Consider the following 22,745-nt stretch of genomic DNA (forward strand, 5'->3'; position numbering starts at 1 on the left):
CCTAGGAGGCGCGGGCCTGCTGGATCTCCTGGCCGCGGATGGTGTCCGGGAAGCGTGCGAGCATCGCGCGTAGCTCCTCGGCGTCGACGTTGGCGCCGAAGGGCTCAGTGCCCGGTTCGAGACGCTTGCCCTCGGCAAGCGGTCCCGCGATGACCGGCTCGAAGCCGAACGCGTCGACGATCTTCGCGGCCTCCTCCACGTCGGCCGGCTCACCGGCGACGGCAAGGGCCTTGCGAGGGGACAGGTGGGCGCCTTCGTCGAGGTCGTGGTAGCCCATGTGGTTGAAGGCCTTGACGACCCGGGACTCCGGGAGGAACTCCTGGACGATCTCCGAGGACGACGTCCGCGGATCGGTGAGGTCGTCGCGGATGCCGTCGACCTCCCACCAGTAGTTCATCGCGTCGATCACGAGCTTGCCGCGCAGCGCCTCGACCGGGATGGTCCGGTGCTTGCCCAGCGGCAGCGCGAGGATCACCACATCGGCCTCGGCGACGGCTTCGGCGGCGGTCGTGGCCACGGCGCCGGGCGTGACGACCTCGACGATCAGCGCGATCCTCGAGACGTCACCCGAACTGGCGATCAGCACGCGGTACCCGGCCGCGACCGCCAGCCGCGCCAGCACCGTCCCGACCTTCCCGGCTCCAAGGATCGCGATGGTCGTCACTTGGACTCCGCCAAGATCTCGCGGACCAGCGGGATCACCTTCGTGCCGTACAGCTCGACCGCCTTCAGCCGCGCGCTCACCGGCAGCGGACCACCCGAGTAGATCAGGTCGAACCGCTCGACCCCGAGCGCCTGCACCGCGTCCGCGATCCGGCGGGCGACCGTCTCGGGCGAACCGACGTACATGGATCCGTGCAGCACCTCGGACTCGAACTCCTCGCGCTTCAGCGGCGGCCAGCCGCGCAACGCGCCGATCCGGTCGCGCATCACCTTGTAGGGCTCGTAGTAGATCTCCTTCGCGAGCTCGTCGGTCTCCGCGACGAATCCCGGCGAATGCATCCCGACCGGATGCGCGACGGTGCCGAACTGCTGCGCCGCCCGCTTGTAAAGGTCGATGTACGGCGCGAACCGGTCCGGCGACCCGCCGATGATCGCGAGCATCAGCGGCAACCCGTAGTACGCCGTACGCACCACGGACTGCGGCGAGCCGCCGACCCCGACCCACGTGTGCAGCCGGCCGGACTCGGTCTTCGGGTAGACCTCGATGTTGTCCAGCGCCGCCCGCACCGTGCCTTCCCAGGTCACCGGCTTCTCGTCGAGCAACTGCACGAACAACTGCAGCTTCTCCTCGAACAGCTTGTCGTAGTCCTCCAGGTCGTAGCCGAACAGCGGGAACGACTCGGTGAACGACCCGCGCCCGAGGATCACCTCGGCGCGCCCGTTCGACAGCGCGTCCACGGTCGAGAACCGCTGGAACACCCGCACCGGGTCGTCCGAGCTCAGCACCGTCACGCCGGACCCGAGCTTGATGTTCGAGGTCTGCGTCGCGATACCGGCCAGCACCGTCTCCGGCGACGAGATCGAGAACTCCGGCCGGTGATGCTCGCCGAGCGCGATCGCGTCCACCCCGATCTGGTCGGCCAGGACCGCCTCGTCCACCACCTGCCGGATCGCCGCGGCAGCCGTCACCGGCGCACCGCTGTCGTCGACCGGGATGTCACCGAACGTGTCCAACCCGAAGGCCACCTCGGCCATGTCCGCACTCTCCTGTCCGCTCGCTACAACAAGTCTAGGTTGACACGTCAACACCAGACCGGCCAGGGTTCATTCCCGCGAGCGCCAGTGCCGGAGCTTGTCCGGGTTCAGCACGATCCAGACGGCGGACACCTTCGACCCCGTCACCTTCAAACTCAGCACCGCGACGACACCTTCGACATCCCGCAGTACGACGCCCAGCTCTCCGTTGACCGCCTCCACACTCAGCACGGTCTCCGGCTCCAACAGCTCCGTCACGCTCCGCGCGACCTGATCGGCGCCGCGGACCGGGCTCGACGCGGCAGGCACCTGACCGCCACCGTCACTGACCGCCACCACCTCAGGCGCAAGCACGCTCCGGAGCGCCCCGACGCTGCCGGCCCGGCAGGCCGTCGCGAACCGGTGCACGACAGCATGATCGCCCCGCTTGAACACTCCGCCGCCCTACGCGATCGCGGTGAGCTTGGCCGGGTTCATCTGCCACAGCACCTCGTCGATCCCCTCGTCCGACACCGTCACGGTGCAGACCGCGAACACCTCGCCGCCGTCGCGCCGCAGCATCGCGACCGCGCGGCCGTTCGCCGTACCGAACTCGACCTCGACACCGATCCAGAAGTGCTGGTGGAACGCCCGGTAGTACTTCGCCACGCGCTCCTGCCCGACCACCGGGAACTTCGACACCTGCCGCAACCCGTTGCCGTCGGAGTAGCTGATCGCGTCCTTCGCCAGCAGCTGCTCCAACACCCTGAGGTCACCCGACCGCGCGGCCGCGACGAATGCCGTGAGCAACGTCTTCTGCTGGCTCCCGCTGACCTCGGTACGACGTTCCGCCCGGATTCGCTTGCGCGCGCGGCTGACGAGCTGACGCACCGCCGGCTCGGTCGACTGCAGCATCGCGGCCAACTCGTCGTACGGGTAGTCGAACGCCTCCCGCAGGATGTACGCCGCGCGCTCGGTGGGCGACAGCCGTTCGAGCACGAGGAGGACCGCGAAACTCAGCGCCTCGCCGCGCTCGGCGCCGAGGTACGGATCGGCGCTCGTGTCGACCGGCTCGGGCAGCCACGGCCCGATGTACGTCTCCCGGCGGGCACGCGCGGACTGGCTCGCGTTGATCGCGAGCCTGGTCACCGCCGTCGACAGGTACGCGATCGGACTCTGCACCGCCCTACGGTCCGCGGCCTGCCAGCGCAGCCACACCTCCTGGACGAGATCCTCGGCCTCGGTGTGGCTGCCCAGCATCCGGTACGCGATCCCCATCAACCGCGGCCGCACCGCGTCGAAGACCGCAACCGCATCATCGAGCTCGTCACTCATCAGCTGGAGAATACGACCGACGCATCCCCTCGATCGCCATGGTCATCGACCGGCCTGCGCCGCGTACCAGTCGTCGTAGTGCAGCTCGCCGAGGGTGGCTTCGCCGGTCGGGACCAGGCTGCGCTCGGTGAGTTCGGAGCCGAAGTACCGTGCGTGCTCGTCGGCGACCACCTCGCGGGTGTCACTGCGCCCGGCCAGTGCCTTGCGGAAGAACTCATCCATCCGGAACTCGTCCGGCCCCGCGATGTCGATCCGCGCGTTCAGCGGCTCACCGACCGCGGTCCGGCCGAGGTTCTTCGCGACGTCCTCGGCGGCGATCGGCTGCCAGGCGACCGGCGCGATGTGCACCTTGCCGTCGTCCCAGGTGCCTTCGTCGGCGATCGCGCCGACGAACTCGAAGAACTGCGTCGCGTGCACCAGCGAGTACGGGAGACCGGACGCCACGATCTGCTCCTCCTGCGCGATCTTCGCCGCGAAGTACGCGTTGTCCGGCATCCGCTCGGTGCCGACGATCGAGATGCCGACGTGGTGCCGGACACCGGCCTCGCCCTCGGCCTGCAGCAGGTTCCCGGTCGAGGTCTTGAAGAACTCCATCACCGGTCCGGCCTCGAACGACGGCGAGTTGGCCACGTCCACGACCACGTCGGCGCCCTTCAGCACGTCCGCCAGGCCCTCGCCGGTGATCGTGTTGACGCCGGTGCTCGGCGCGGCCGGGACCACCTCGTGTCCGTGCCCGGTGAGCAACGCCGCCAGCTTCGTACCGATCAGGCCGGTGCCGCCGATCACGACGATCTTCATCGCAGAACTCCTTCGCTTGTCATGAGCTGTCACCAGGTAAGACAGGGCACCCGCCCGCCCTGTGACAGTCAGACCCGAAAGACTCAGGCGGTGAGTGCGGCGAGGGTCTTCAGGGTCGCCCGGATGACGTCGGCGATCGGTACGTCGTCAGGCGCGGCGATCCAGCGCTCGAAGGACACCCGGAACACCGCGACCCCGGTCTCGGCCGCGAGCGCTGCTACGTCCGGGGCGACGCCACGTTCGAGCAGAGCGTCGGTGAGGGACGTCGTCAGCGTGGCCATCTTGATGAGCTCGCGCTCGCGCAGCTCTGGCGTCGACGTGATGACGGCGGCGCGCCGACGCGAGTAGTCCCGGCGGATGTTGTCGAAGAACTCGGCCGTGGCGAGAACCGCCGCGCTCACCGCCTCCATCGGGGACGCGTCCGCCGGCGCGGCGGCGAGCGCCTCGACCATGTGCCGCTCGAGTTGCTCGGATCCGGCGAACAGCACCTCGCGCTTGTCCGCGAAGTGCCGGAAGAAGGTCCGCGCGGTGACTCCGGCCCGGTCGGCGATCTCGGCGACGGTCGTGCCGTCGTACCCGCGCTCGGCGTACAGCGCCATCGCCGCCTCCCGCAGCCGCCCGGCCGCGTCCGGCTCCCACCGTCCCATGCGGTCGATCCTAGCCGATGTCATCGAGTGACATCAGGGTGTAGCATCGGTGATGTCAGTCAATGACATCACTCGAAGGGAAGCTTCATGCGCGTCTTCATCACCGGAGCGTCCGGACACGTCGGCTCGGCCCTCGTCCCGGAGCTCCTGCACAACGGCCACCAGGTCCTCGGCCTGGCCCGGTCCGACGAGTCGGCGAAACGACTCACCGAGTGGGGCGCCGAGGCCGTCCGCGGTGACCTGCACGACCTCGATCGACTCCGCGCGGCAACGGCGGCCGCGGACGGCGTCGTACACCTCGCCTTCCGCCACGACGCCATGCAAGCCGGCGACCTGGCCGGTGCGGCCGAGTCCGATCTCGCTGCCCTGCAGACGATCGGTGACGCTCTCGCCGGCACCGACAAGCCGCTCGTGAGTACGTCGGGCACCGGCATGCTCGCCGGCATAGTCCAAGGGCGGGTGGCGACCGAGGACGACTACGACCCGAGCGGCGGCTACCGCATCGACGCCGAGAACTTCGTGATCGACCTGGCCGCAAAGGGTGTCCGCTCATCCGTCGTACGGCTACCGCAGATCACCCACAGCCGCCTCGACCACCACGGCTTCGCGCCGTCACTGATCGCCTTCGCCCGCCAGAGCGGCTTCGCGGCGTACGTCGGCGACGGGACGAACCGCTGGCCCTCGGTGCACACGCTCGATGCCGCGAGGCTCTACCGCCTGGCGTTGGAGTCTGCGCCGGCAGGCAGCCGGCTGCACGCGGTTCAGGACGAGGGCATCGAGTTCCGCGCGCTCGCGGAGGCGATCGGCCGCGGCCTCGATCTCCCCGCCCGCTCGGTCACCTCGGACGAGGCGCCGCAGTACCTCGGCTACCTGAGCCGGTTCGCCACCATGGACAGCCCGACGTCCTCGGCCCGGACGAGTGAGCTGCTCAACTGGCAGCCCACCCACCCGAACCTGCTGGCCGACCTCGCCGAGGGGTTCTACTTCCACCAGCCCTAACGTGTCAGGGGGTCGCCACCGGGGCGATGACCTTGGAGCGCGAGGCTTCGTACGCCGCCAGCAGGATGCCGAGGACGGCGATGCCTTCCTCCTCGGTGTGCAGCGGACGTGTCTTGCCGGACAGAGAGTCGGCGAAGTGGCCGATCTCGGCGACGAACGTGTCGACGGGCTCGAACTCGAAGGTCTCGGTCTCGCACGACCGGAGGCTGTAGGACAGCGTCGTACCGTCACTGGTCAGTGAGCCGAGCTCGCCGACGACCGAGAACCGCTCGGTGCCGGCGGCCGGCTGGTACGCCCAGCTGGTCACCAACTGTCCGACGACTCCGTTGTCGAACCTGATCAGGACCTGCGCGGAGTCCTCGCCCTCCATGAACTTCAACCGGTGCGTGGAGAGCATCGAGGTCGCCTCGACCGGCAGCCCGCCGGCGAGGTGCAGCATCAGATAGGTGGGGTGGTACCCGGTGTCGATGAGCTCGCCACCACCACTTGTCTTGCTGCTCGCCCGCCAGCCCATCGAGCTCGGGTCGAAGTCGTTGTAGAAGCTGTCCGTCGTCCGTACCTCGTACACGGTGCCGATCGTCCCGGCCTGCAACAGCTCGCGGGCCTTCGCGACCGCCGGCATGAACAACTGGTTGTGCGCGCACATCAGCGTCACGCCGCTCTCGGTCACCGCCTTGCGAACATCCGCTGCCTCCTCGGCGGACAGGCACAGCGGCTTCTCGCAGAGGATGTGCTTACCCGCCTCGGCGGCCGCGACGATCGCGTCCCGGTGCAGATGGTGCGGCAGACAGATGTCCACCGCGTCCAGCTCCTCGTTGGCGAGCATTTCGCGATAGTCCGTGTACGCCGTCGCGCCCAGCTCCTCGCCACGCTTCTTCGCCGTTTCCTCCACCGCGTCCGCGACTGCGGTGACAGCGATCCGGTCCGCGTGCTGCTGGTAACCCTTGATATGCGCCGATGCGATTCCCCCGGCGCCGATCAGACCGACCTTGATCATCGGGACGTCCTCTCAGCTGTAGGAGATCACTCGGTTGGACTCGGCCGCCGCGTTCGCCGCGACCACCAGGCGGGTCAGCTCGACCGCGCGCTCGATGTTCTCGTCCGCGCGCGTGCCGTTGGTGATGTGATCGACCCACTGCGCGAACGGATCCGGCGAGTGCTCATGCACCGGGACCTGCTCGCCGTTCACGGTCAGCAGGTTGCCGGCGTCGGTGTACGTGAGCGTGCCCTCGGTCCCGAACAGCTCGATCGTGAACGGGTTGCTGCTCGCGAACCCCGCCTCGATCACCCCGATCTTCTGGTCGCCGTACCCGGCCACCACGACAGCGTTGTCTTCCAGCCCGCGGCCGGCCACCGAGCGGTACGTCGCGCTCACGGTCTCCGGCGTCGCGCCGAGGAACAGCTGGATCAGGTACACCGGGTGGCAGCCGAGGTCGGTGAGCGCCCCACCGATCGCCGCCTTGGGCTCGAAGAACCGCTGCGGGAGCCAGCCTTCCTTGCCGTCGCGCGGGATCGCGCCGTCGTGCGAGAGCCGGACCCGGCCGTACGTCAACTGCCCGAGCGAGCCCTTCTCCAGCACCTCCTGGATCGCGGTCGTATACCCGTGCGCGAGCCGCGGCAGCGAGACCGTCAGCTTCACGCCGGCCGCATCCGTGGCGGCCACGATCTCCTCGGCCTCGGCGACCGTCGGAGCGAGCACTTTCTCTGTGTAGATGTGCTTTCCGGCCTGCGCGGCCTTGACGATGATGTCACGGTGGACATCGGTCGGCGTCGTGATCACGACGCCGTCCAGGTCGTCCCGCGCGAGCAGTGCGTCAAGGTCGCCGGTGAACTCCACGCCGAACTTGTCGGCACCGGCCTGGCCGCGCTCGGCATCGTCATCCCAGACGGCCACCAGGTCCGTCCCGGGATGTTCCTGGGCCTGTCTGGAGTAGTCGCCGGCATGGACGTGCCAGAAGCTGAGTGTCGCGATCTTCAGCGGGTTGGACACGCGGGTCCTCCTCAGTGGAAACCTTCGGAAACGTTTCTGATCGACCGTCGGCAGATCACGGTACAACGTTGTCAGGAGTGCGCAACAGACTTCCGGCGCGCCCGTTCACACGGTGAGACCCGCGCGCAATCGGGATGCTTATAGTTATCCGGGAGTCCAGGAAATAGGCGAGGTGTCGCGATGAGTGAACAGCCGGTCGGCGGGGATCTCTCGCGGTTGCGCCAGCTCAACGCGGCCGCCGTACTGCGGGAGTTGCGCGGCGATCAGCCGCTGACGCTGACTGAGCTGTCGAAGCGGACACGGCTGTCGCGCGCTTCGACGGAGGACGTGGCGCGGGACCTGTTCGGGCGCGGCTGGCTGACCGAGGTGGCGCCGGCGTCCGGGTCGGTCGGGCGACCGGCCCGGCGGTACCGGTTCAACGCAGGCGCCGGGCGGCTGCTCGGGATCGACATCGGCGGCCACAAGGTGCTCGCGCTGGTCACCGACCTGGACGGCGAGGTGATCAGCCAGGCGCGGCTTGAGATCGACCCGGAAGCCGGCCGCCGAGAGCGGCTCGCAGCCCTGGACCAGTGCGTGACCAAGGCCCTCGCGAAGGCGTCGGCCGCGACGTCTGCCGGAGCAGGCGCCGGAGAGGGTGCGGGTGCCGGGATGATCTGGGCGACAGGTGTCGCGACGACCGGGCTTGTCGACGGGACCGGGAAGGTGATGCTGTCCGACTCGCTGCCGGAGTGGACCGGGGTCGACCTGGGTGCCCATGTACGGCGGCTTGTGCCGGGTCCTGTGCGAGTCGAGAACGACTGCAAGCTAGCGGCTCTGGCGGAAACGTGGCGCGGGGTCGCGCGCTACGCGAAGGACGTGGTGTTCCTGCTCGCCGGCCTGCGCACCGGCGCCGGCCTGATCATCGACGGCAAACTCCATCGCGGCTTCGCCAACTGGTCCGGCGAAATAGGCGCCTTACCTGCCGCCGGCTGGCAACAAGCCCCCCACCACCTGCACCGATGGCTGGAAAGGTACCCGTCCCGCGGGGCGGAGGTCCGGTCAGGGCCGGGGACCGCTCCGACGGCTGCCGTGGTCGTCACCGGGGGGACGGGGCAGCCCTCCTCGGTAACCCATTCGGCCGGTGGGTTTGAGCGGGTGTTTGTGGCTGCTCGGGCGGGTGATGGGGAGGCGCTGGCGGCGGTGCAGGGGTATGTGCGAGATCTGGCGGTGGGGGCGTCGGCGTTGGTGTTGACGTTGGATCCGCAGTTGGTGGTGATCGGGGGCGGGTTCTCGCGGTCGGCGGATGTGATGGTGGAGCCGTTGCGGCGGGAGCTGGACCGGTGGTGCCTGCGGACGCCGGAGATCCGGGTGTCCGCGTTCGCCGACGAAGGAGTCGCGCTCGGCGCCGTCCGGCTGGTGCTCGACGAGGTCGAGTCGACCATCACCACAGGGCTCAGACCTTGACATAATTTTCCTGGACTCCATGATTATCCCACGACCGCCGAAAGGAGATCCTCATGAGACGGCTTGTCATAGCTCTTGCGGCGATCGGTCTGCTGCTACCGGCGCAACAGGCGATCGCCGCGACCACGGCCCGCACCTACGCAACCACCGACGAGGTGATCACCAACCCGGAGCGCGGCTTCTACCATCACACCGAGACGCACTACAAGGCCGACAACACCGGCTACGTCCCGCTCGACGTCGCCACCTTGCGGAGCTTCCGCACCCAGGAACACATCACCCAGATCCTCCGCGTGTTCTACCTGGAGAAGTTCGCGAGCCGGGACGTGATCGACAAGCAGTACCTCGACCTGGTCCGCGCCGACTTCCGCACCGCCCGCGCGGCCGGCGTCAAGGTGATCGTCCGGTTCGCGTACGCGCTGCCCGGTGCCGGCTGGCCGCCGCCGACGCCGTACGGCGACGCGCCGGTCGCCCGCGTACTCAAGCACATCCAGCAACTCACGCCGGTACTGCGCCAGAACGCCGACGTGATCGAACTCGTCCAGGCAGGCTTCGTCGGACTGTGGGGCGAGGGCTACTACACCGACTACTTCAGCAACCCGCAGGACCCGAGCCAGGTCTCGGACCAGAACTGGGCCGACCGCAAGGCCGTCGTCATGGCCCTGCTGAGAGCGCTCCCCAAGGACCGCATGATCCAGGTGCGTACGCCGTACATGAAGCAGCGGATGCTCGGCGTACCGACGGGAATCGACGGAGCACTGTCCGAGGATCAGGCGTACGACGGTTCGCCGGTGGCGCGGGTGGGGCATCACAACGACTGTTTCCTGGCCAGCCCGGACGATTTCGGGACGTATCTCAGCGACCCGATCGAGCTGGACAAGGACTTCGTTGCCCAGGACACCAATTACGTCCCGGAGGGTGGCGAGACCTGCGCGGTGAACTCACCGCGGTCGGACTGGGCGTCGGCCTCCGCCGAGATGGCCCGGCTGCACTTCTCGTTCCTGAACACCGACTACAACCATGACGTTCTGGACACGTGGGGTGCCAACCTCGAGGTCGCGAAGCAGAAGCTCGGCTACCGGTTCGCGCTCGCCCAGAGCACTGTCACGACCCGACGCGGGAACGTCGAGGTCAGCCTGCAACTGCGCAACGACGGATGGGCAGCGCCGTACAACCCACGCCAGGTGCAGCTGGTCTTCCAGAACGACCAGCACACGTTCAAGGTCAACGTTCCGGCCGATCCGCGGCGCTGGGGAGCCGGTACGACGACCAACCTCGACTGGAAGGTCGCCGCACCGCCTGTTCCCGGCAAGTACCGCGTGTTGCTGAACCTGCCGGACCCGCTGTTGTCCACTCGTCCCGAGTACTCGATCCGCCTGGCCAACAACGGGACCTGGCAGCCGAGCACCGGTTACAACGATCTAGGACAGACCGTCACTAGCCCGTAAGACTCAGGCAGTCGGGCTGTCGAGGAGTTTGTGGGTGGCGGAGGAGAGTTCCTTCGCCTGGAGTGAGAGGACGACGGTCGAGACGCCGTACACGATGCTGAAGAGGCCGAAGACGGTGGCGAGGGAGACCGCGCCGATGTCGGGGCGGATGAACAGTACGACGCCTAGTGCGATCGAGAGCAGTCCGCTCAGTACCCACATCGCGCGGGCGCCGGTGGACTGGCCTTGGCGGAAGGTGAGGCCTACCTCGACGATGCCGGTGACGAGGGCCCAGGAGGCGACCCAGACGGTCAGCACCACTGCGGTCAGGCCGGGCCAGGCGAGCGCGACAACTCCGGCCGCGACCGAGAGAAGTGCCAGGAGCAGGTAGCCGAAGACCGGTCCGGCGCTGTCACTGCTGAACGCCTGCATGGCGTCCGTGACCGCCGCGACGAACGCGTAGACCGCGAACAGGACGACGAACGCGCCGACCGTGATGTCCGGCCACGCCACCGAGACGATTCCGACCACGATCGCGAGCAGGCCGCGCAGGAGCAACGACGTCGACAGGGACATGGAGGCACTCCTTGGAAGAGACGTCAGATCGGGCACCAACGTAGAGCTGAATCCCGCTCCGCGAATCACTGGAATCCCCAGTCCCAGCACGTTGCCGGCAGCACTACCGAACACCCTGATGCGCGTCCGGCCGGGCCTGCCTACGGTGGCGGCGAACTCGATTCCAGCCAGCTCTCCAGGAGGAACTCATGGCGTTGTCCGACGATCTGATGCGCTTGTCACAACGGGCCAAGGAGGCCGAAGACCGGGTCGCCGCGGCCAAGACACAGGCCCGGGACCGCCTCGAGGAGGATGTCGAACAGGCCCGGCAGAACACCCAGACGGCGGCGGACAAGCTCCGCAGCGACGCCACGACCGCCGCCGGCAAGGCGCAGTCCTGGGGCGACGACATTCAGCTGTCGTGGAACCAGCACCTCTCCGCGGTCCGCGAGAAGGTCGATGCGCGGAAGGCACAGCACGACGCGAAGGTCGCCGAGCGGGACGCCGACGAGGCCGACGACTACGCGGAGTTCGCGATCGACTTCGCGTACTCAGCGATCGAGAACGCGGAGTACGCCGTACTCGACGCCGTCCTCGCCCGCGCCGACGCGGACGTGGCGGCGGACGCAGCGAAGTAGGCGGAGCAGCCCCGGCCTCACGCCTGGTTCTGGTCGACCACCCGGCGGTGCAGCTCGGTGGTGAGGGCGTGGATCTCGCGGGTCAGCTGGGTGTTGGTCTTGAGCTCCAGCTCCGACTCGTTGAAGTCGTGGTCGGCCTTCGCCTGCTGGAACGCGGCCTGCCGGTTCTGGCCGATCATCACGAACGTCGACAGGAAGATCGCCTCCAGCGAGACGATGAGCGTGAGGGTCGGCCACGGGCTGTGCTCGACGAACAGCATCCACACCGCGAACGCCACGACATGCGCGTAGACGAAACGCATCGAGCCGGCGAACGCCGTGATCGCGTCGGCGATCCGCAACTGCAGGTTGGCGGCGCGCTGCGCCTGGGTCGCCAGAACGACAGGATGTTGTTGCGGACGGGTGTTCGTGGTCTCGGACTGCACAGGACCTCCTGGTACGTCGGTGCGGGGCCCGGCCTGGACGTCCGGAGCTCACCGCTCGGTCTGACGGTACCGGCGTACCACCTGCCGCCGCTTGGGTCATCTGACTGCGTATCGGATGCAGTCAGATGACCCAAGCCGTCGTGGAGTTCGCGCGAGTACCGTCCCGGGGATGGCCCCTCGCGCTCTTGACCAGCTGCTGGCGGGTGCTCGCGACGGCGCGGGCGGCGCGCTGGTGCTGCGGGGTGCGGGCGGCGCGACCGAGCTGCTCGAGTACGCCGTGTCCGCGGCGAGCGGCATGCACGTGCTGCAGTTGAACGGTGTCGAGGACGAGTCGTCGTACCGGTTCGCCGCTCTCCATCGGTTGTTGCTGTCCCTCGGCGCAGATCCCGGCCGCCTCCCCGACCCTCAGCGCAACGCGTTACGAGCAGCCTTCGGAATCGTGGACACGACGGACCCGGATCCGTTCCTGGTCGGCCTTGCAGTTCTCACGTTGCTTGCCGAAACCGCCACGCCTCTGGTGCTCGTTGTCGACGACGCGCACTGGCTCGACGCCGCGACGGTCTCCGTGCTCGCCTTCGTCGCCCGCCGACTCGGCGCAACCCGAGTCGCCTTGGTGATCGCCGTACGCGATCCGACTGATTGGTGTCACCCGCTGGCCGGCCTGCCCGAGATCCACTTCTCCGGACATCGCAGCATTCTCCAGATCGTCCGGCCTGCCGACGATCTGCTCACCCTGGCCTGGAGCGGCCGTGAAGACGACACCCGTGCCGCCGCCGACGAGCTGTTGCTCGCGGCAACGGATCCGCGCGGCATCGCCATGGCACGGTCTGCGCTGACTGTCCTCGAACTCGGACTGAGCCACTACGAGTCCGCAGCGAGCCAGGCGCTGCAGGTCTTCCAGGACGATCCTCCGGACTTCGGCACCCAGATCCTGCCCGACCTCGTGGAGGCCGCCGTTCGCTGTGGCCGGCGCGATCTCGCCGAGTCGGCACTGGAGCGCCTGACCGCCCGCAGCCCAACCGGCGGACTCCTCAGATCGCGCGCCCTGCTCGCCGACAGCGCCCAGGCCGACGCCCTCTACCGCGACGCGATCAGGCAGCCGGACCCGCCTCTGCAGCGAGCACGAGCACATCTCTTGTACGGCGAATGGCTGCGACGCCGGCGTCGTCGCCGCGACGCCCGTGAACATCTGTCCGCCGCACACGAACTCTTCGTCCAACACGCCGCCGAGGCGTTCGCGCAGCGCGCCTGGATCGAACTGCAGGCCACCGGCGCGACCCGACCCGACCGGCCGAGCGAACTGACGCCACAGGAAGCGCAGGTCGCCCGGCTGGTCGCCGACGGCAGCTCCAACCGGCAGGTGGCATCGCAGCTGTTCATCAGCCGGCACACCGTCGAGTACCACCTGCAGAAGGTCTTCCGAAAGCTCGAGGTCCGCTCACGGACGCAGCTCGTCCGGGCCTTGCTGCCGAACGGCCTCGAGGGCCAGGCAGAGCCGGGCGACGTCCCGGGGAGCAGTCAGCGTGCAGCCGGTGAGCTCCGCGATCCGGCGTAGCCGTTGACGGACCGTGTTGGCGTGCACGAAGAGTTGCTTGGCCGCCCCCTCGGTCGATCCCCCGGCATCACGCCACGCAGCCAGCGTGTCCAGCAAGACCTCGCGGTCGGTGGCAGAGTCGAGCGCGCCGAGGGTTGAGGTGACGACCCGGGCCATCACCTCGGGCGTACTGGCCGCGGTCACCGCGAGGGGAGCGCTGTCGAAGAGCGTGACGTTGGCGCCTTCCGCCGTACCGAGCAGGGCGAACTTCGCGAACCGTAGCGCCTCCCGCGTGCCGTCGAGGGTCGAGTACTGCGGGCTGACGCCGACCCGACGCCGGGCGTGCTTGGTCAGAGCGGCGACGAGCTGATCGAGCCGTCCGCCCGCGGGCAGCACGACGATCCCGACCTGCAGGTCCGCCAGCAGTCGCCACGCCGACGCCAGGCCGACCGACCGCAGCCGTGACTCCATCTCGGGAAGGGCCTGCCGTCCGACTTCCGGCACCTCCGCGGCGACCACGACGAACGGTCCCCGCCGGGAGATCCGCAGGATCTCGGCGGCTTCCCACAGGGTCTCGTGCTCAGTGATCCGTCCCTCGAGCAAGGCGGCCACCAGGGCGGAGCGTTCATGCTCCTGGGCGACGATCCGCTCGGCGACCGTGTCTCGGTACGCGCCGGCCATCGCGTCGGTGAAGTCGTCGACGATCCGCCAGATCCGGGACGCGGCCCGGACCAGGGCATCGCTGCCGAGCGAGCCGCTGCGCTCCGCCTCGGCGACCAGCGTCTCCCAGATGAACCCGCCACCGACCCGATAGGCATCCATCACCTTCGCCAGCGGCACGCCCAGCGTCGCGCGCCGGCGACCGCTCGCCCGCGCGTAGCCGACGTCCGCTCGTTGGGCTCCGCCGAGCGCCGGCAGGACCGACCGAAGCTGCGCGGCGCAGTCCTCGCGGAGATCGGCGTACGACACCTGCCCGTCGTCGACGTACGACGTGACTTCCTTCTGGATCCACTCCGCCATCGATGGAGCCAGCGCGTCGAGCCGGCCCAGCAGGGCGGTCGCGAGGCGCGCGAGCTGGCGGTCGAGATCGGCGTCCTCTTCCGGATGCATCTGCCGATCGTAGAGCGGTGTGGGCGGCCACTGCCAAGGTCGCCGAACCCTGTGGACACCCACATCGACAGGTGCTCGGACCAATCGGATCCTGGAAGCGGGCGACGATCGAAAGGGTGCACGACGTGAAGTCAGACCTCGTGGGGCGGACCGTCGAGCTGGAGTGCCTCGACTCGCTCCTCGACGGGTACCCCGCCTTGTTGCTTCGCGGGGATCTGGGCGTCGGCAAGACAGCGTTGCTCGACGCCGCGGCGGCACGGGCGACGGCTCGCGGGATGCGGGTCCTGCGCGCGTTCGGTGCCGAATCCGAGGCCGGTGTCAGCTTCTCGACCCTGCATCAGCTCCTCTACCCGCTCCGTGATCGGATCGACCGCAGCGCGCTCTGCCAGGTCCTCGATCTGGCGCCAGGCCTGTCCCCCGATCCGCAACTGGTGGCGGCCGTGCTCGCCCTGCTCAGCGAAGTCGCCCTCGAACAGCCGATCCTGATGATCGTCGACGACATCGGCTGGATGGACGCGGCCAGCGCGTCGACGATCGGGTTCGCGCTGCGCCGGCTCGGCCACGAGCCGATCGCGATCCTGATGGCGGCCCGGACCGACGCGCCAGGTCTCACCGGGCTGCCGGAACGCGTCGTCGAGCCTCTGAGTACGTCGGCCGCGGATGCGCTCCTGAAGCTCCACTGGCCGGACCTGGCTCCCGCGGTACGCCGACGAATCCTGGCCGATGCCGCGGGCAATCCGCTGGCGCTGCGAGAGCTGCCGTCGATGCTCGACGAGGACCAGCGTTCCGGACGGTCCCTCCTGCCCGAGTTCCTGCCGTTGTCCGCCCGGTTGCGCCGCAGGTTCGCGGACCGGTACCGAACGTTGCCCTCGGCAACACGTGAGGTCCTTGTGCAGCTGGCCCTGGAGCCCGACGTACCGATCCGCGGCCCAGCAGCCGACGATCTCACCGCGGCGGTGCACGCCGGGCTCGTGTACGCCGGGGCCGACAGCCACCGCGCCCGGTTTCGGCATCCGCTGATCCGCTCCGCGATCGTGGACCAGACACCACCGCGGGAGCGCCGCAACATCCACGACACCCTCGCCGCAGTCATGGCCGACTCACCCCTGCGTCGCGCGTGGCACCTCGCCAGTGCCGCCGACGGACCGGACGAGTCCATAGCTCAGTCCCTGGAAACCGCCGCGGCGGGCGGGCCGGCGGCTGGGGCGGTGACGGCTCTGGTTCGGGCAGGTGAGCTGAGTCCACGGCCGGCCGACCGGGCCCGGCGGTTGAGTATGGCGGCCTGTCTCGCCGGCCTCACCGGCCGCCTCGACGACGTACCGCTCCTGCTCGCCGACGCGAGCCGGGCATCGGACGTGCCGGCAGCGGTCGACCTCGCCGCCATCGCCCAGCGGATCCTGTACCAGGACGGCGACCTCGACACCGCGTACCGCTTGGTGCTCCAGGCGCTCGACGTACTGCCCGACGAACACCAGTGGGAAGTCGACGCGATCCTGCACACGCTGCTCCTGATCTGCCTCTACTCCGGCCGTCCCGAGCCATGGGAGGTACTGAACAAGGTCATCAGCCGATTCGAGCCGGACGCAGTCCTCCCCTTCCGGCTGTGCCACGACGCGTACGTCGATCCGTGCAGCAAGGCGGACGCCGTACGAGCGGGACTCGCGCAGGCCCTCACCGCGCCGCCCGGCGACCTCACGCCGTGGCGACTCATCCCGCTGGCCTTCGCGGCGCATGCGATGGATGTCTTGTCCGACTACCGCTGTCCCCTCCAGCACCTCATCGAGCGGGAACGCGACGGCGGAGCGACCGCCATGGTCATTCCTGCTTTGCTGCTGCTGTCCCAAGACTTGTACGCCCACGGCCAGTGGGACGACGCCGAGCGCCTGGCCCACAAAGGACTCGGCCTTGCCTCGGAGTACGGCTACCAGTTCTGGCACGGCCAGCTCGCGGCACTGCTGGCCGTGGGTACGGCGCTACGCGGCGACGCTGAGCGCACCCGAGCCCGCTGCGCCGAGACTACGAACTGGGCAGCTCCGCGCGGGATCGGGGTGACCGAGGCGTACGCGCGGTCGGCCGGCGCCCTGGCAGCCATCGGACAGGGCGACTTCGAGGAGGCCCTCGCCCAGATCGCAAAGGTTGCCCCGAGCGCCGGTGTTCCCGGCCGCTGGGCGGTGCTCGACCTCGCCGAGGCGGCCGTCCGTTCCGGTCATCCCGGCCAGGCCCGCACCCACGTCGTCGCCGCACAGCGTGCAGGCCTGCATCGAATCAGTCCGCGGATCGAGCTGATGATCACCGGTGCGGCGGCGTTGACCGTCGAGGACGAACAGGCCGGGGTCCTCTTCGAGGCAGCCCTGGCGGTGCCATCCGCCGACCGGTGGCCGTTCGACCACGCGCGCGTTCAGCTCGAGTACGGCCGGTGGTTGCGCCGCACCCATGACACAGCTGACGCCCGGGTTCAGCTCCGTGGCGCGCTGGAGACCTTCGACCGGATCGGTGCCGAGGCGTTCGCCCGCCGAGCTCGCGAGGAGCTGCGCGCGGCCGGGGTCGCGTACGACCTGCCGAACATCAGGTCCGAACTGACAGCGCAGGAACGACAGATCGCGGAGCTGGCAACGACCGGGCTCACCAACAAGCAGATCGCGGAGCGGCTGGTCCTGTCCCATCGCACGATCGCCTCGCACCTGCACCGGCTGTACCCCAAGCTCGGTATCGCATCCCGGGCCGGCCTACGCGCCGCCCTGGACGCGATCGACCCGACCTGACCTCCCGCTACCGGACCTTGTCGCGGGTGATGCCTGCCGCTGCGTAGGCGTCGGCTTCGTCGAGGGTTTCGTGTTCGAGGAGTTGGTCGGCGATCGAGTCGAGCTTCGGGCGGTTCTCGCGGAGCAGGCGGCGGGCCTCCGCGTAGCACTGCTCGATGAGACGGCGTACCTCCTCGTCGACGGTGTTGAGCAGCTCGTCCGAGACTCCCGCCATACGGGCGTCGCCCTCGGACGGGAGGATCGACACCGGGCCGATCGCGTCCGACATACCCCACCGGCCGACCATCGAGCGGGCGATCCGCGTCGCGGTCTCCAGGTCGCTCTCGGCGCCGGTGGTGACGACGCCGAGGACCTCCTGCTCGGCCGCCATTCCGCCGAGCGCACCGATGATCCGGCCGCGCAGGTAGTCCACGTCGTACCCGTACCGGTCGGTCTCCGGCGTCGACAACGTCACACCGAGCGCCCGCCCGCGCGGGATGATCGAGACCTTCCGGACCGGGTCGGCGCCCTTCTGGATCATCCCGAGCAACGCGTGCCCGCCTTCGTGGTACGCCGTACGCCGACGCTCCTCCTGCGGCATCACCACGTTCCGCGCGGTCCCGAGCTGGACCTTCTCCAGCGCGTCGGTCAGGTCGCGGTTGGTGATCTGCGACTCCCCCTGCCGAGCGGCCGCGAGCGCCGCCTCGTTCAGCAGGTTGGCGAGGTCGGCGCCCGTCATACCGGGCGTGGACCGGGACAGAGCGGCCAGGTCCGCGTCCGGTGCGAGCGGCTTCCCGCGTGCGTGCACCTTGAGGATCGCCTCGCGGCCCGGCTGGTCCGGCGCGTGCACCGTGATCGTCCGGTCGAACCGACCGGGACGGAGCAGTGCCGGGTCGAGTACGTCGGCACGGTTCGTGGCGGCGAGCACCACGACGCCCTCGGTACCGGAGAACCCGTCCATCTCGGTGAGGATCTGGTTCAGCGTCTGCTCGCCCTCGTCGTGCCCGCCGACCGAGCGGGCGCCGCCGCGGGCGCGCCCGATGGTGTCGATCTCGTCGATGAAGATGATCGCCGGCGCCACCTTCCGCGCCTCGCCGAACAGCTCCCGCACCCGGCTCGCGCCGACGCCCACGATCATCTCGATGAACTCCGAGGCGCTCGCGGAGAAGAACGGCACCCCGGCCTCACCCGCGGTCGCCCGCGCGAGCAGCGTCTTGCCGGTACCGGGTGCGCCGGCCAGCAGCACGCCCTTCGGCGCCCGCGCCCCGAGCCGCCGGTACTTCTCCGGTTCTTTCAGGTAGTCGACGACTTCCTCGATCTCGGACTCGACCTCGTCGATCCCGGCGACGTCCGCGAACGTCACTCGCACCGTGGTCGGGTCGACCGGCTTCTTCTGCTGGCCGCCTCCGCCGAGCAGACCGCCCAGACCACCACCCAGACCACCGCCCGCCGCCCGGCTCCGCCGGAACAGCCAGTAGTAGAACGCTGCGATCAGGATGAACGGGCCGAGCGAGATCAGCAGGTTCACCAGCACGCCGCGCTGTGCCACCACCGGCGTCGCCCGGACCGTGGCGCCGCCCTTCTGCAGGTCGCCGTACAGGTTGTCGCTGGCGAACGTCGGCCGCTCGGTCGTGAACTTCGTGTACGTCGACCCGCTCTTGCCCGGCACCTCCGCAGCCTGCTTCAGCCGGCCCTCGATGGTGTCGCCGCGGGAGAAGATCTCGGCGACGTTCTGCTTCTGCACCTGCGCGGTGAAGTCGGTGTAGGCGATGGTCTGCTCACCGCCGGCCAGCTGGTCCTGCATCGTGGTGAGCAGGAAGAGCACCAGGTACCCGCCGACGATCCACGCGGCCCACTTCCACCACCGCGGCCGGCGCGGCTTGTCGTCGTCACCGTGGCCGGCCGGCAGCCCCTCGGTCCGCCACGGCTTGTGCGGCCGCTGCGACGCGTCATTCTTCCGCTCGCCCTGGTCGGCACCCTGTCCCCGGTCGGCGCTGGACTCGTCCTTCGCCGGCGGCTCCTTCTCGCTCATGAAGCCAACATAGGACCTGAACCGCCACCGACCCAGCAGCAACTCCCTGCTGGACCGCCGTCGTACGCTGGCGCATGGCCACGCCCCTCATCCTCGACTGCGATCCCGGCCACGACGACGCGCTGGCGATCCTGCTCGCAGTCGCCGATCCGGCCGTCGAACTGCTCGCCGTGACGACCGTGGCCGGCAACCAGACCGTCGACAAGTGCACCGTGAACGCCCGCCGCGTCCTCTCCCTCGCGGGCGCGCCCGACATCCCCGTCGCGCGGGGCGCCGACCGGCCGTTGGTACGCCGGTTGCGCATCGCCGACGACGTCCACGGGCGCACCGGGCTCGACGGCCCGCAGTTCACGGACGAGCCGTCGGTCCCGGAGTCGCCGTACTCGGCACACGAGCTGCTGGTCGACGTACTGCGCTCGAAACCGGCCACGATTGTCGCGACCGGGGCGTTGACGAACGTCGCGCGGCTGCTCGTCGACGAACCCGGTCTGGCGGCGAACATCACCGAGATCGTCTGGATGGGTGGATCCACCGAGCGCGGCAACATCGCACCGCTCGCCGAGGCCAACGCGTACGTCGATCCGGAAGCGGCGGACGTGGTGGTCCGATCGGGCGTGCCGTTCACGATGTGCGGGTTGAACGTGACGCATCAGGCTCTCGTGACAGACGACGTACTCGCGCGGCTCGAGCGGATCGGTACGCCGCTGGCGCGGATCTGCAGCGAGTGGATGACGTTCTTCGCGTCGACGTACCGGGAACTGTTCGGGTTCGAGGCGCCGCCGCTGCACGATCCGGTCGCGGTGGCGCGGGTGATCGATCCTGCGATCGTCCGGTGCGTCGAGGCCAATCTGGTGATCGAAACGGCCGGCGAGTGGACCGCGGGTGCGACGGTCGTGGACCTGGACGGGTACACGGGCCGGCCCGCGAACGCGCGGATCGCGGTCGGCCTCGACCAGGACGCCTTCTGGGACAAGCTCATCGCGGCGATCGCCGGGCTTCCCGTCTGCTGACAGCGGAAGACTCTTCTCCCCAGCTGCTTCCTCCCCCAGGGTGGAGCTGTCGAAGGAGGACACACATGTACGTCGAACAACAGTCGGACGCAACCGTTTCGGGTCAGCCGGGGATTCCGGGGCGGCCGTGGCCGGAGATTCCTGGGATCCCGCAGCCGGGGGCGCCCGAGCGGCCGGCGCCGCAGCCGATTCTGCCGTCGTGGTACGAGCCGACGTCGATCACGCTCGAACGGGAGCTGGCCGACCGGCTGCTGGCGGAGCGGGTGATCCTGATCGGCGGCCGGCTCGACGACGCGCTGGCGAACCACATCGCCTCGCAGCTCCTCCTACTGAATGCCCAAGGCAACGACCCGGTCACCCTCCACCTGTCGTCGGCAGAGTCCGACCTCGACGCGGCGCTCTCGGTCGCCGCCGCGATCGACCTGATCACCGCCCCCGTCCACGCCATCGCCCGCGGCACGCTCCGCGGCCCCGCAATCGCCGTACTCGCCGCCGCCGAACAACGCGAGGCCCACCGCCACACGACGTTCGTCCTCTTCGCACCCCGCTTCACCGCCGAGGGCACCGCCGACGAACTGGCCACGCTCTCCGAAGAGCACAACCACCAGTCCGCCCGTCTCCGCGACCTCATCGCCCAAGCAACCAACCGCCCCGCCGACGAGGTAGCCACAGACCTCGAAACCGGCCGAGTCCTCACCGCCGAAGACGCGCAGACCTACGGCCTGATCACCCGCCTCCGCTGATCACCCGCCTCCGCTGATCACCCGCCTCCGCTGATCACGGGGACCACCCGCCAGGGACCGAGAACAAGCAATGGCCTGTTCTCAGTCCCCGCGGCCCGTTCCCGGTGTTGGATAGGCAGTATGACTGTTCTCGACTCGCCCATCCCTCGGTTCCATCTCGCGATGCCGGTCGACGACCTGGACGCGGCGCGGCGCTTCTACGGCGAGGTGCTCGGCCTCGAGCAGGGCCGCAGCTCCGACACCTGGATCGACTGGAACCTGCGCGGCCACCAGTTCGTCACACACGTCGCGCCCGAGCGCGCGCAGCGGATCCACAACCCGGTCGACGGCCACGACGTACCGGTGCCGCATTTCGGGCTGATCCTGACCGTCGACGCGTTCCAGACCTTCGCGGCGCGGTTGAAGGCAGCCGGCACCGAGTTCGTCATCGAGCCGTACGTGCGGTTCCAGGGCCAGACCGGTGAGCAGTGGACGATGTTCTTCCTCGACCCGGCCGGGAACGCCCTGGAGTTCAAGGCGTTCGCGGACGACTCCCAGGTGTTCGCCGCCTGAGGCAGCGGCTCCAGGACCTAGGGCGTGATCCAGCCGGTCAGGATCGTCGTACCGGATCGCGTCGTGCAGATCAGCCGGTAGGGAATGGTCGGCGGCGGACCGAGGACGAAGAAGCCCAGTTCGTCGATGTCCGTGGTGACCAGCTTGCCGCCGTCGCCGCGGGCCGTGACCGTGCCGACGTCGGGCGGGTCGAGCTGGCCCAGGATCGCGTCCGGCGTCAGCTCGAGCTCGACCGTCCAGCCGTCCGAGGCGAACGTGAGCGACCGCAGGATCGCGCTCTCCGAGCGGATCGCGAGCGCGTCCAGCGGATCCTGTGCGGAGTCGTAGGTGAGCGCCGCCAGTTCGGCGTCGATGGTCCGCCATGCGAACGCCGCCTTGCCGGCTTCGACGAAGGCGGACGGTACTTCGTCCGCGGACGCCAACGCGTCCCGCAGAGCCTCGATGAGCTTCTCGTCATCGTGCCATTCCGGATCCATCACGGTTCTCACCCCCTCGTCCTGTCATCGGGTCCATCCGCCGCCAGCCGTGCCAGCGAGGGAGTCTGTCGTAGCCGGGTCAGGCAGCGGGCCCGGTTCGGGCCGATACTGCCGATCGGCACCTCGAGGCGCCGGCTGATCTCGTCGTACGGCGCCGGCGGGTCCTGCATCAGCAACGCGAGCAGGACCTGGCAGCGCCGCGAGAGTTCCGCGAACGCGCTCCGCAGGATCGTCTTGCGTTCGTGCCGCAGTACTTCTTCCTCGGCGATCGCCTGCTCGGGTACGTCGGGCGCCTGCTCGAAGTCCACCGGTTCGACCCGGCTGGTCGCGCGGATCAGCCGGTAGCACTCGCGCTGGGTCGTGGTCGCGATCCAGCCCGGCAACGCGGCCGGTTCGCGCAGACCCGGCAGGTGCTCGACGAGCCGCAACCACACGCTCTGTCCGACGTCGTCGATATCCGCCGGCGCCAGGCGGCATCGCCGGCACACCGAATAAACGAGCGGCGCGTACCGCTCCACCAGCTCGTCCCAGGCAGACTTCTCGCCGTCCCTGGCCCTGGTGACCAGGTCGACGACTGTCGGATCGTCCCGCATGCCGTCCCCCCTTCTCACCG

General features: G+C 69.2%; 23 protein-coding genes. 9 read left to right on the forward strand and 14 right to left on the reverse strand.

What is annotated here, in order from left to right; genetic code table 11:
• Position 1: 1 nt before the first annotated feature.
• From ACWF0M_RS27880 to ACWF0M_RS27905, 6 genes are all read right to left on the reverse strand, one after another.
• Positions 2-664 (reverse strand): NADPH-dependent F420 reductase, encoded by a 663-nt coding sequence (locus ACWF0M_RS27880; protein WP_452238672.1) that lies wholly within the window; start codon positions 662-664, stop codon positions 2-4.
• A complete protein-coding gene (locus ACWF0M_RS27885; protein ID WP_452238673.1) occupies positions 661-1,698 on the reverse strand; it encodes an LLM class flavin-dependent oxidoreductase in 1,038 nt (345 codons plus the stop codon). The genes ACWF0M_RS27880 and ACWF0M_RS27885 overlap by 4 nt, the downstream gene beginning before the upstream one ends.
• A 69-nt stretch (positions 1,699-1,767) precedes the next feature.
• Complete coding sequence (locus ACWF0M_RS27890; RefSeq protein WP_452238674.1) at positions 1,768-2,106, reverse strand: hypothetical protein; 339 nt, start codon at positions 2,104-2,106, stop codon at positions 1,768-1,770.
• 36 nt (positions 2,107-2,142) lie between these two features.
• Entirely contained in the window at positions 2,143-3,012 is an 870-nt protein-coding gene (gene sigJ / locus ACWF0M_RS27895) for an RNA polymerase sigma factor SigJ (RefSeq protein ID WP_452238675.1), read from the reverse strand.
• A 42-nt stretch (positions 3,013-3,054) separates the two neighbouring features.
• Positions 3,055-3,810: an SDR family oxidoreductase gene (locus ACWF0M_RS27900; RefSeq protein ID WP_452238676.1), complete on the reverse strand. Its 756-nt coding sequence runs from the start codon at positions 3,808-3,810 to the stop codon at positions 3,055-3,057.
• 83 nt (positions 3,811-3,893) lie between these two features.
• Positions 3,894-4,457, reverse strand: a complete 564-nt coding sequence (locus ACWF0M_RS27905) for a TetR/AcrR family transcriptional regulator (RefSeq protein ID WP_452238677.1) — start codon at positions 4,455-4,457, stop codon at positions 3,894-3,896.
• A gap of 87 nt (positions 4,458-4,544) precedes the next feature.
• On the opposite strand from ACWF0M_RS27905, the gene ACWF0M_RS27910 reads away from it, so the two are divergent.
• Positions 4,545-5,456, forward strand: coding sequence for an SDR family oxidoreductase (locus ACWF0M_RS27910; RefSeq protein WP_452238678.1), 912 nt, complete (start codon positions 4,545-4,547; stop codon positions 5,454-5,456).
• A gap of 4 nt (positions 5,457-5,460) precedes the next feature.
• Here ACWF0M_RS27910 and ACWF0M_RS27915 read toward each other — a convergent pair whose 3' ends face one another.
• Together ACWF0M_RS27915 and ACWF0M_RS27920 are read right to left on the reverse strand one after the other, a co-directional pair.
• Positions 5,461-6,453 (reverse strand): Gfo/Idh/MocA family protein, encoded by a 993-nt coding sequence (locus ACWF0M_RS27915; protein WP_452238679.1) that lies wholly within the window; start codon positions 6,451-6,453, stop codon positions 5,461-5,463.
• Positions 6,454-6,465: 12 nt separating this feature from the next.
• Complete coding sequence (locus ACWF0M_RS27920) at positions 6,466-7,446, reverse strand: Gfo/Idh/MocA family protein (RefSeq protein WP_452238680.1); 981 nt, start codon at positions 7,444-7,446, stop codon at positions 6,466-6,468.
• A 180-nt stretch (positions 7,447-7,626) separates the two neighbouring features.
• Here ACWF0M_RS27920 and ACWF0M_RS27925 point away from each other — a divergent pair, with 180 nt between their 5' ends.
• Positions 7,627-8,889 carry an ROK family protein gene (locus ACWF0M_RS27925; RefSeq protein WP_452238681.1) on the forward strand — a complete coding sequence of 421 codons (1,263 nt, stop codon included), beginning with the start codon at positions 7,627-7,629 and terminating at the stop codon, positions 8,887-8,889.
• 53 nt (positions 8,890-8,942) lie between these two features.
• A complete protein-coding gene (locus ACWF0M_RS27930; protein WP_452238682.1) occupies positions 8,943-10,337 on the forward strand; it encodes a DUF4832 domain-containing protein in 1,395 nt (464 codons plus the stop codon).
• 3 nt (positions 10,338-10,340) lie between these two features.
• Here ACWF0M_RS27930 and ACWF0M_RS27935 read toward each other — a convergent pair whose 3' ends face one another.
• Positions 10,341-10,892, reverse strand: coding sequence for an HdeD family acid-resistance protein (locus ACWF0M_RS27935; RefSeq protein ID WP_452238683.1), 552 nt, complete (start codon positions 10,890-10,892; stop codon positions 10,341-10,343).
• Between the two features lie 188 nt (positions 10,893-11,080).
• Between ACWF0M_RS27935 and ACWF0M_RS27940 the strand changes: the two genes are divergently transcribed.
• On the forward strand, positions 11,081-11,509 hold the full coding sequence (locus ACWF0M_RS27940; protein WP_452238684.1) for a hypothetical protein: 429 nt from the start codon (positions 11,081-11,083) through the stop codon (positions 11,507-11,509).
• Positions 11,510-11,526: 17 nt separating this feature from the next.
• Here the strand turns inward: ACWF0M_RS27940 and ACWF0M_RS27945 are convergent, their stop codons facing one another.
• Positions 11,527-11,934, reverse strand: coding sequence for a DUF1003 domain-containing protein (locus ACWF0M_RS27945; RefSeq protein WP_452238685.1), 408 nt, complete (start codon positions 11,932-11,934; stop codon positions 11,527-11,529).
• 169 nt (positions 11,935-12,103) lie between these two features.
• On the opposite strand from ACWF0M_RS27945, the gene ACWF0M_RS27950 reads away from it, so the two are divergent.
• Complete coding sequence (locus ACWF0M_RS27950) at positions 12,104-13,489, forward strand: LuxR C-terminal-related transcriptional regulator (RefSeq protein ID WP_452238686.1); 1,386 nt, start codon at positions 12,104-12,106, stop codon at positions 13,487-13,489.
• On the opposite strand, the gene ACWF0M_RS27955 is transcribed toward ACWF0M_RS27950, so the two are convergent.
• Entirely contained in the window at positions 13,373-14,578 is a 1,206-nt protein-coding gene (locus ACWF0M_RS27955) for a PucR family transcriptional regulator (protein ID WP_452238687.1), read from the reverse strand. The genes ACWF0M_RS27950 and ACWF0M_RS27955 overlap by 117 nt on opposite strands.
• A gap of 125 nt (positions 14,579-14,703) precedes the next feature.
• Here ACWF0M_RS27955 and ACWF0M_RS27960 point away from each other — a divergent pair, with 125 nt between their 5' ends.
• On the forward strand, positions 14,704-17,340 hold the full coding sequence (locus tag ACWF0M_RS27960; protein WP_452238688.1) for a LuxR C-terminal-related transcriptional regulator: 2,637 nt from the start codon (positions 14,704-14,706) through the stop codon (positions 17,338-17,340).
• Between the two features lie 7 nt (positions 17,341-17,347).
• On the opposite strand, the gene ftsH is transcribed toward ACWF0M_RS27960, so the two are convergent.
• Entirely contained in the window at positions 17,348-19,351 is a 2,004-nt protein-coding gene (gene ftsH, locus ACWF0M_RS27965) for an ATP-dependent zinc metalloprotease FtsH (RefSeq protein WP_452238689.1), read from the reverse strand.
• 74 nt (positions 19,352-19,425) lie between these two features.
• Here ftsH and ACWF0M_RS27970 point away from each other — a divergent pair, with 74 nt between their 5' ends.
• From ACWF0M_RS27970 to ACWF0M_RS27980, 3 genes are all read left to right on the forward strand, one after another.
• A complete protein-coding gene (locus ACWF0M_RS27970; protein ID WP_452238690.1) occupies positions 19,426-20,361 on the forward strand; it encodes a nucleoside hydrolase in 936 nt (311 codons plus the stop codon).
• 65 nt (positions 20,362-20,426) lie between these two features.
• The gene (locus ACWF0M_RS27975; protein WP_452238691.1) at positions 20,427-21,104 is read left to right on the forward strand and encodes a ClpP family protease; all 678 of its coding nucleotides are present in this window, start codon (positions 20,427-20,429) and stop codon (positions 21,102-21,104) included.
• Positions 21,105-21,224: 120 nt separating this feature from the next.
• On the forward strand, positions 21,225-21,656 hold the full coding sequence (locus tag ACWF0M_RS27980; protein ID WP_452238692.1) for a VOC family protein: 432 nt from the start codon (positions 21,225-21,227) through the stop codon (positions 21,654-21,656).
• A gap of 17 nt (positions 21,657-21,673) precedes the next feature.
• Here the strand turns inward: ACWF0M_RS27980 and ACWF0M_RS27985 are convergent, their stop codons facing one another.
• Entirely contained in the window at positions 21,674-22,144 is a 471-nt protein-coding gene (locus tag ACWF0M_RS27985; protein ID WP_452238693.1) for a hypothetical protein, read from the reverse strand.
• Positions 22,141-22,725: an RNA polymerase sigma factor gene (locus tag ACWF0M_RS27990; RefSeq protein WP_452238694.1), complete on the reverse strand. Its 585-nt coding sequence runs from the start codon at positions 22,723-22,725 to the stop codon at positions 22,141-22,143. The genes ACWF0M_RS27985 and ACWF0M_RS27990 overlap by 4 nt, the downstream gene beginning before the upstream one ends.
• Positions 22,726-22,745 lie beyond the last annotated feature (20 nt).

Source organism: Kribbella sp. NPDC055110 (assembly GCF_053607525.1).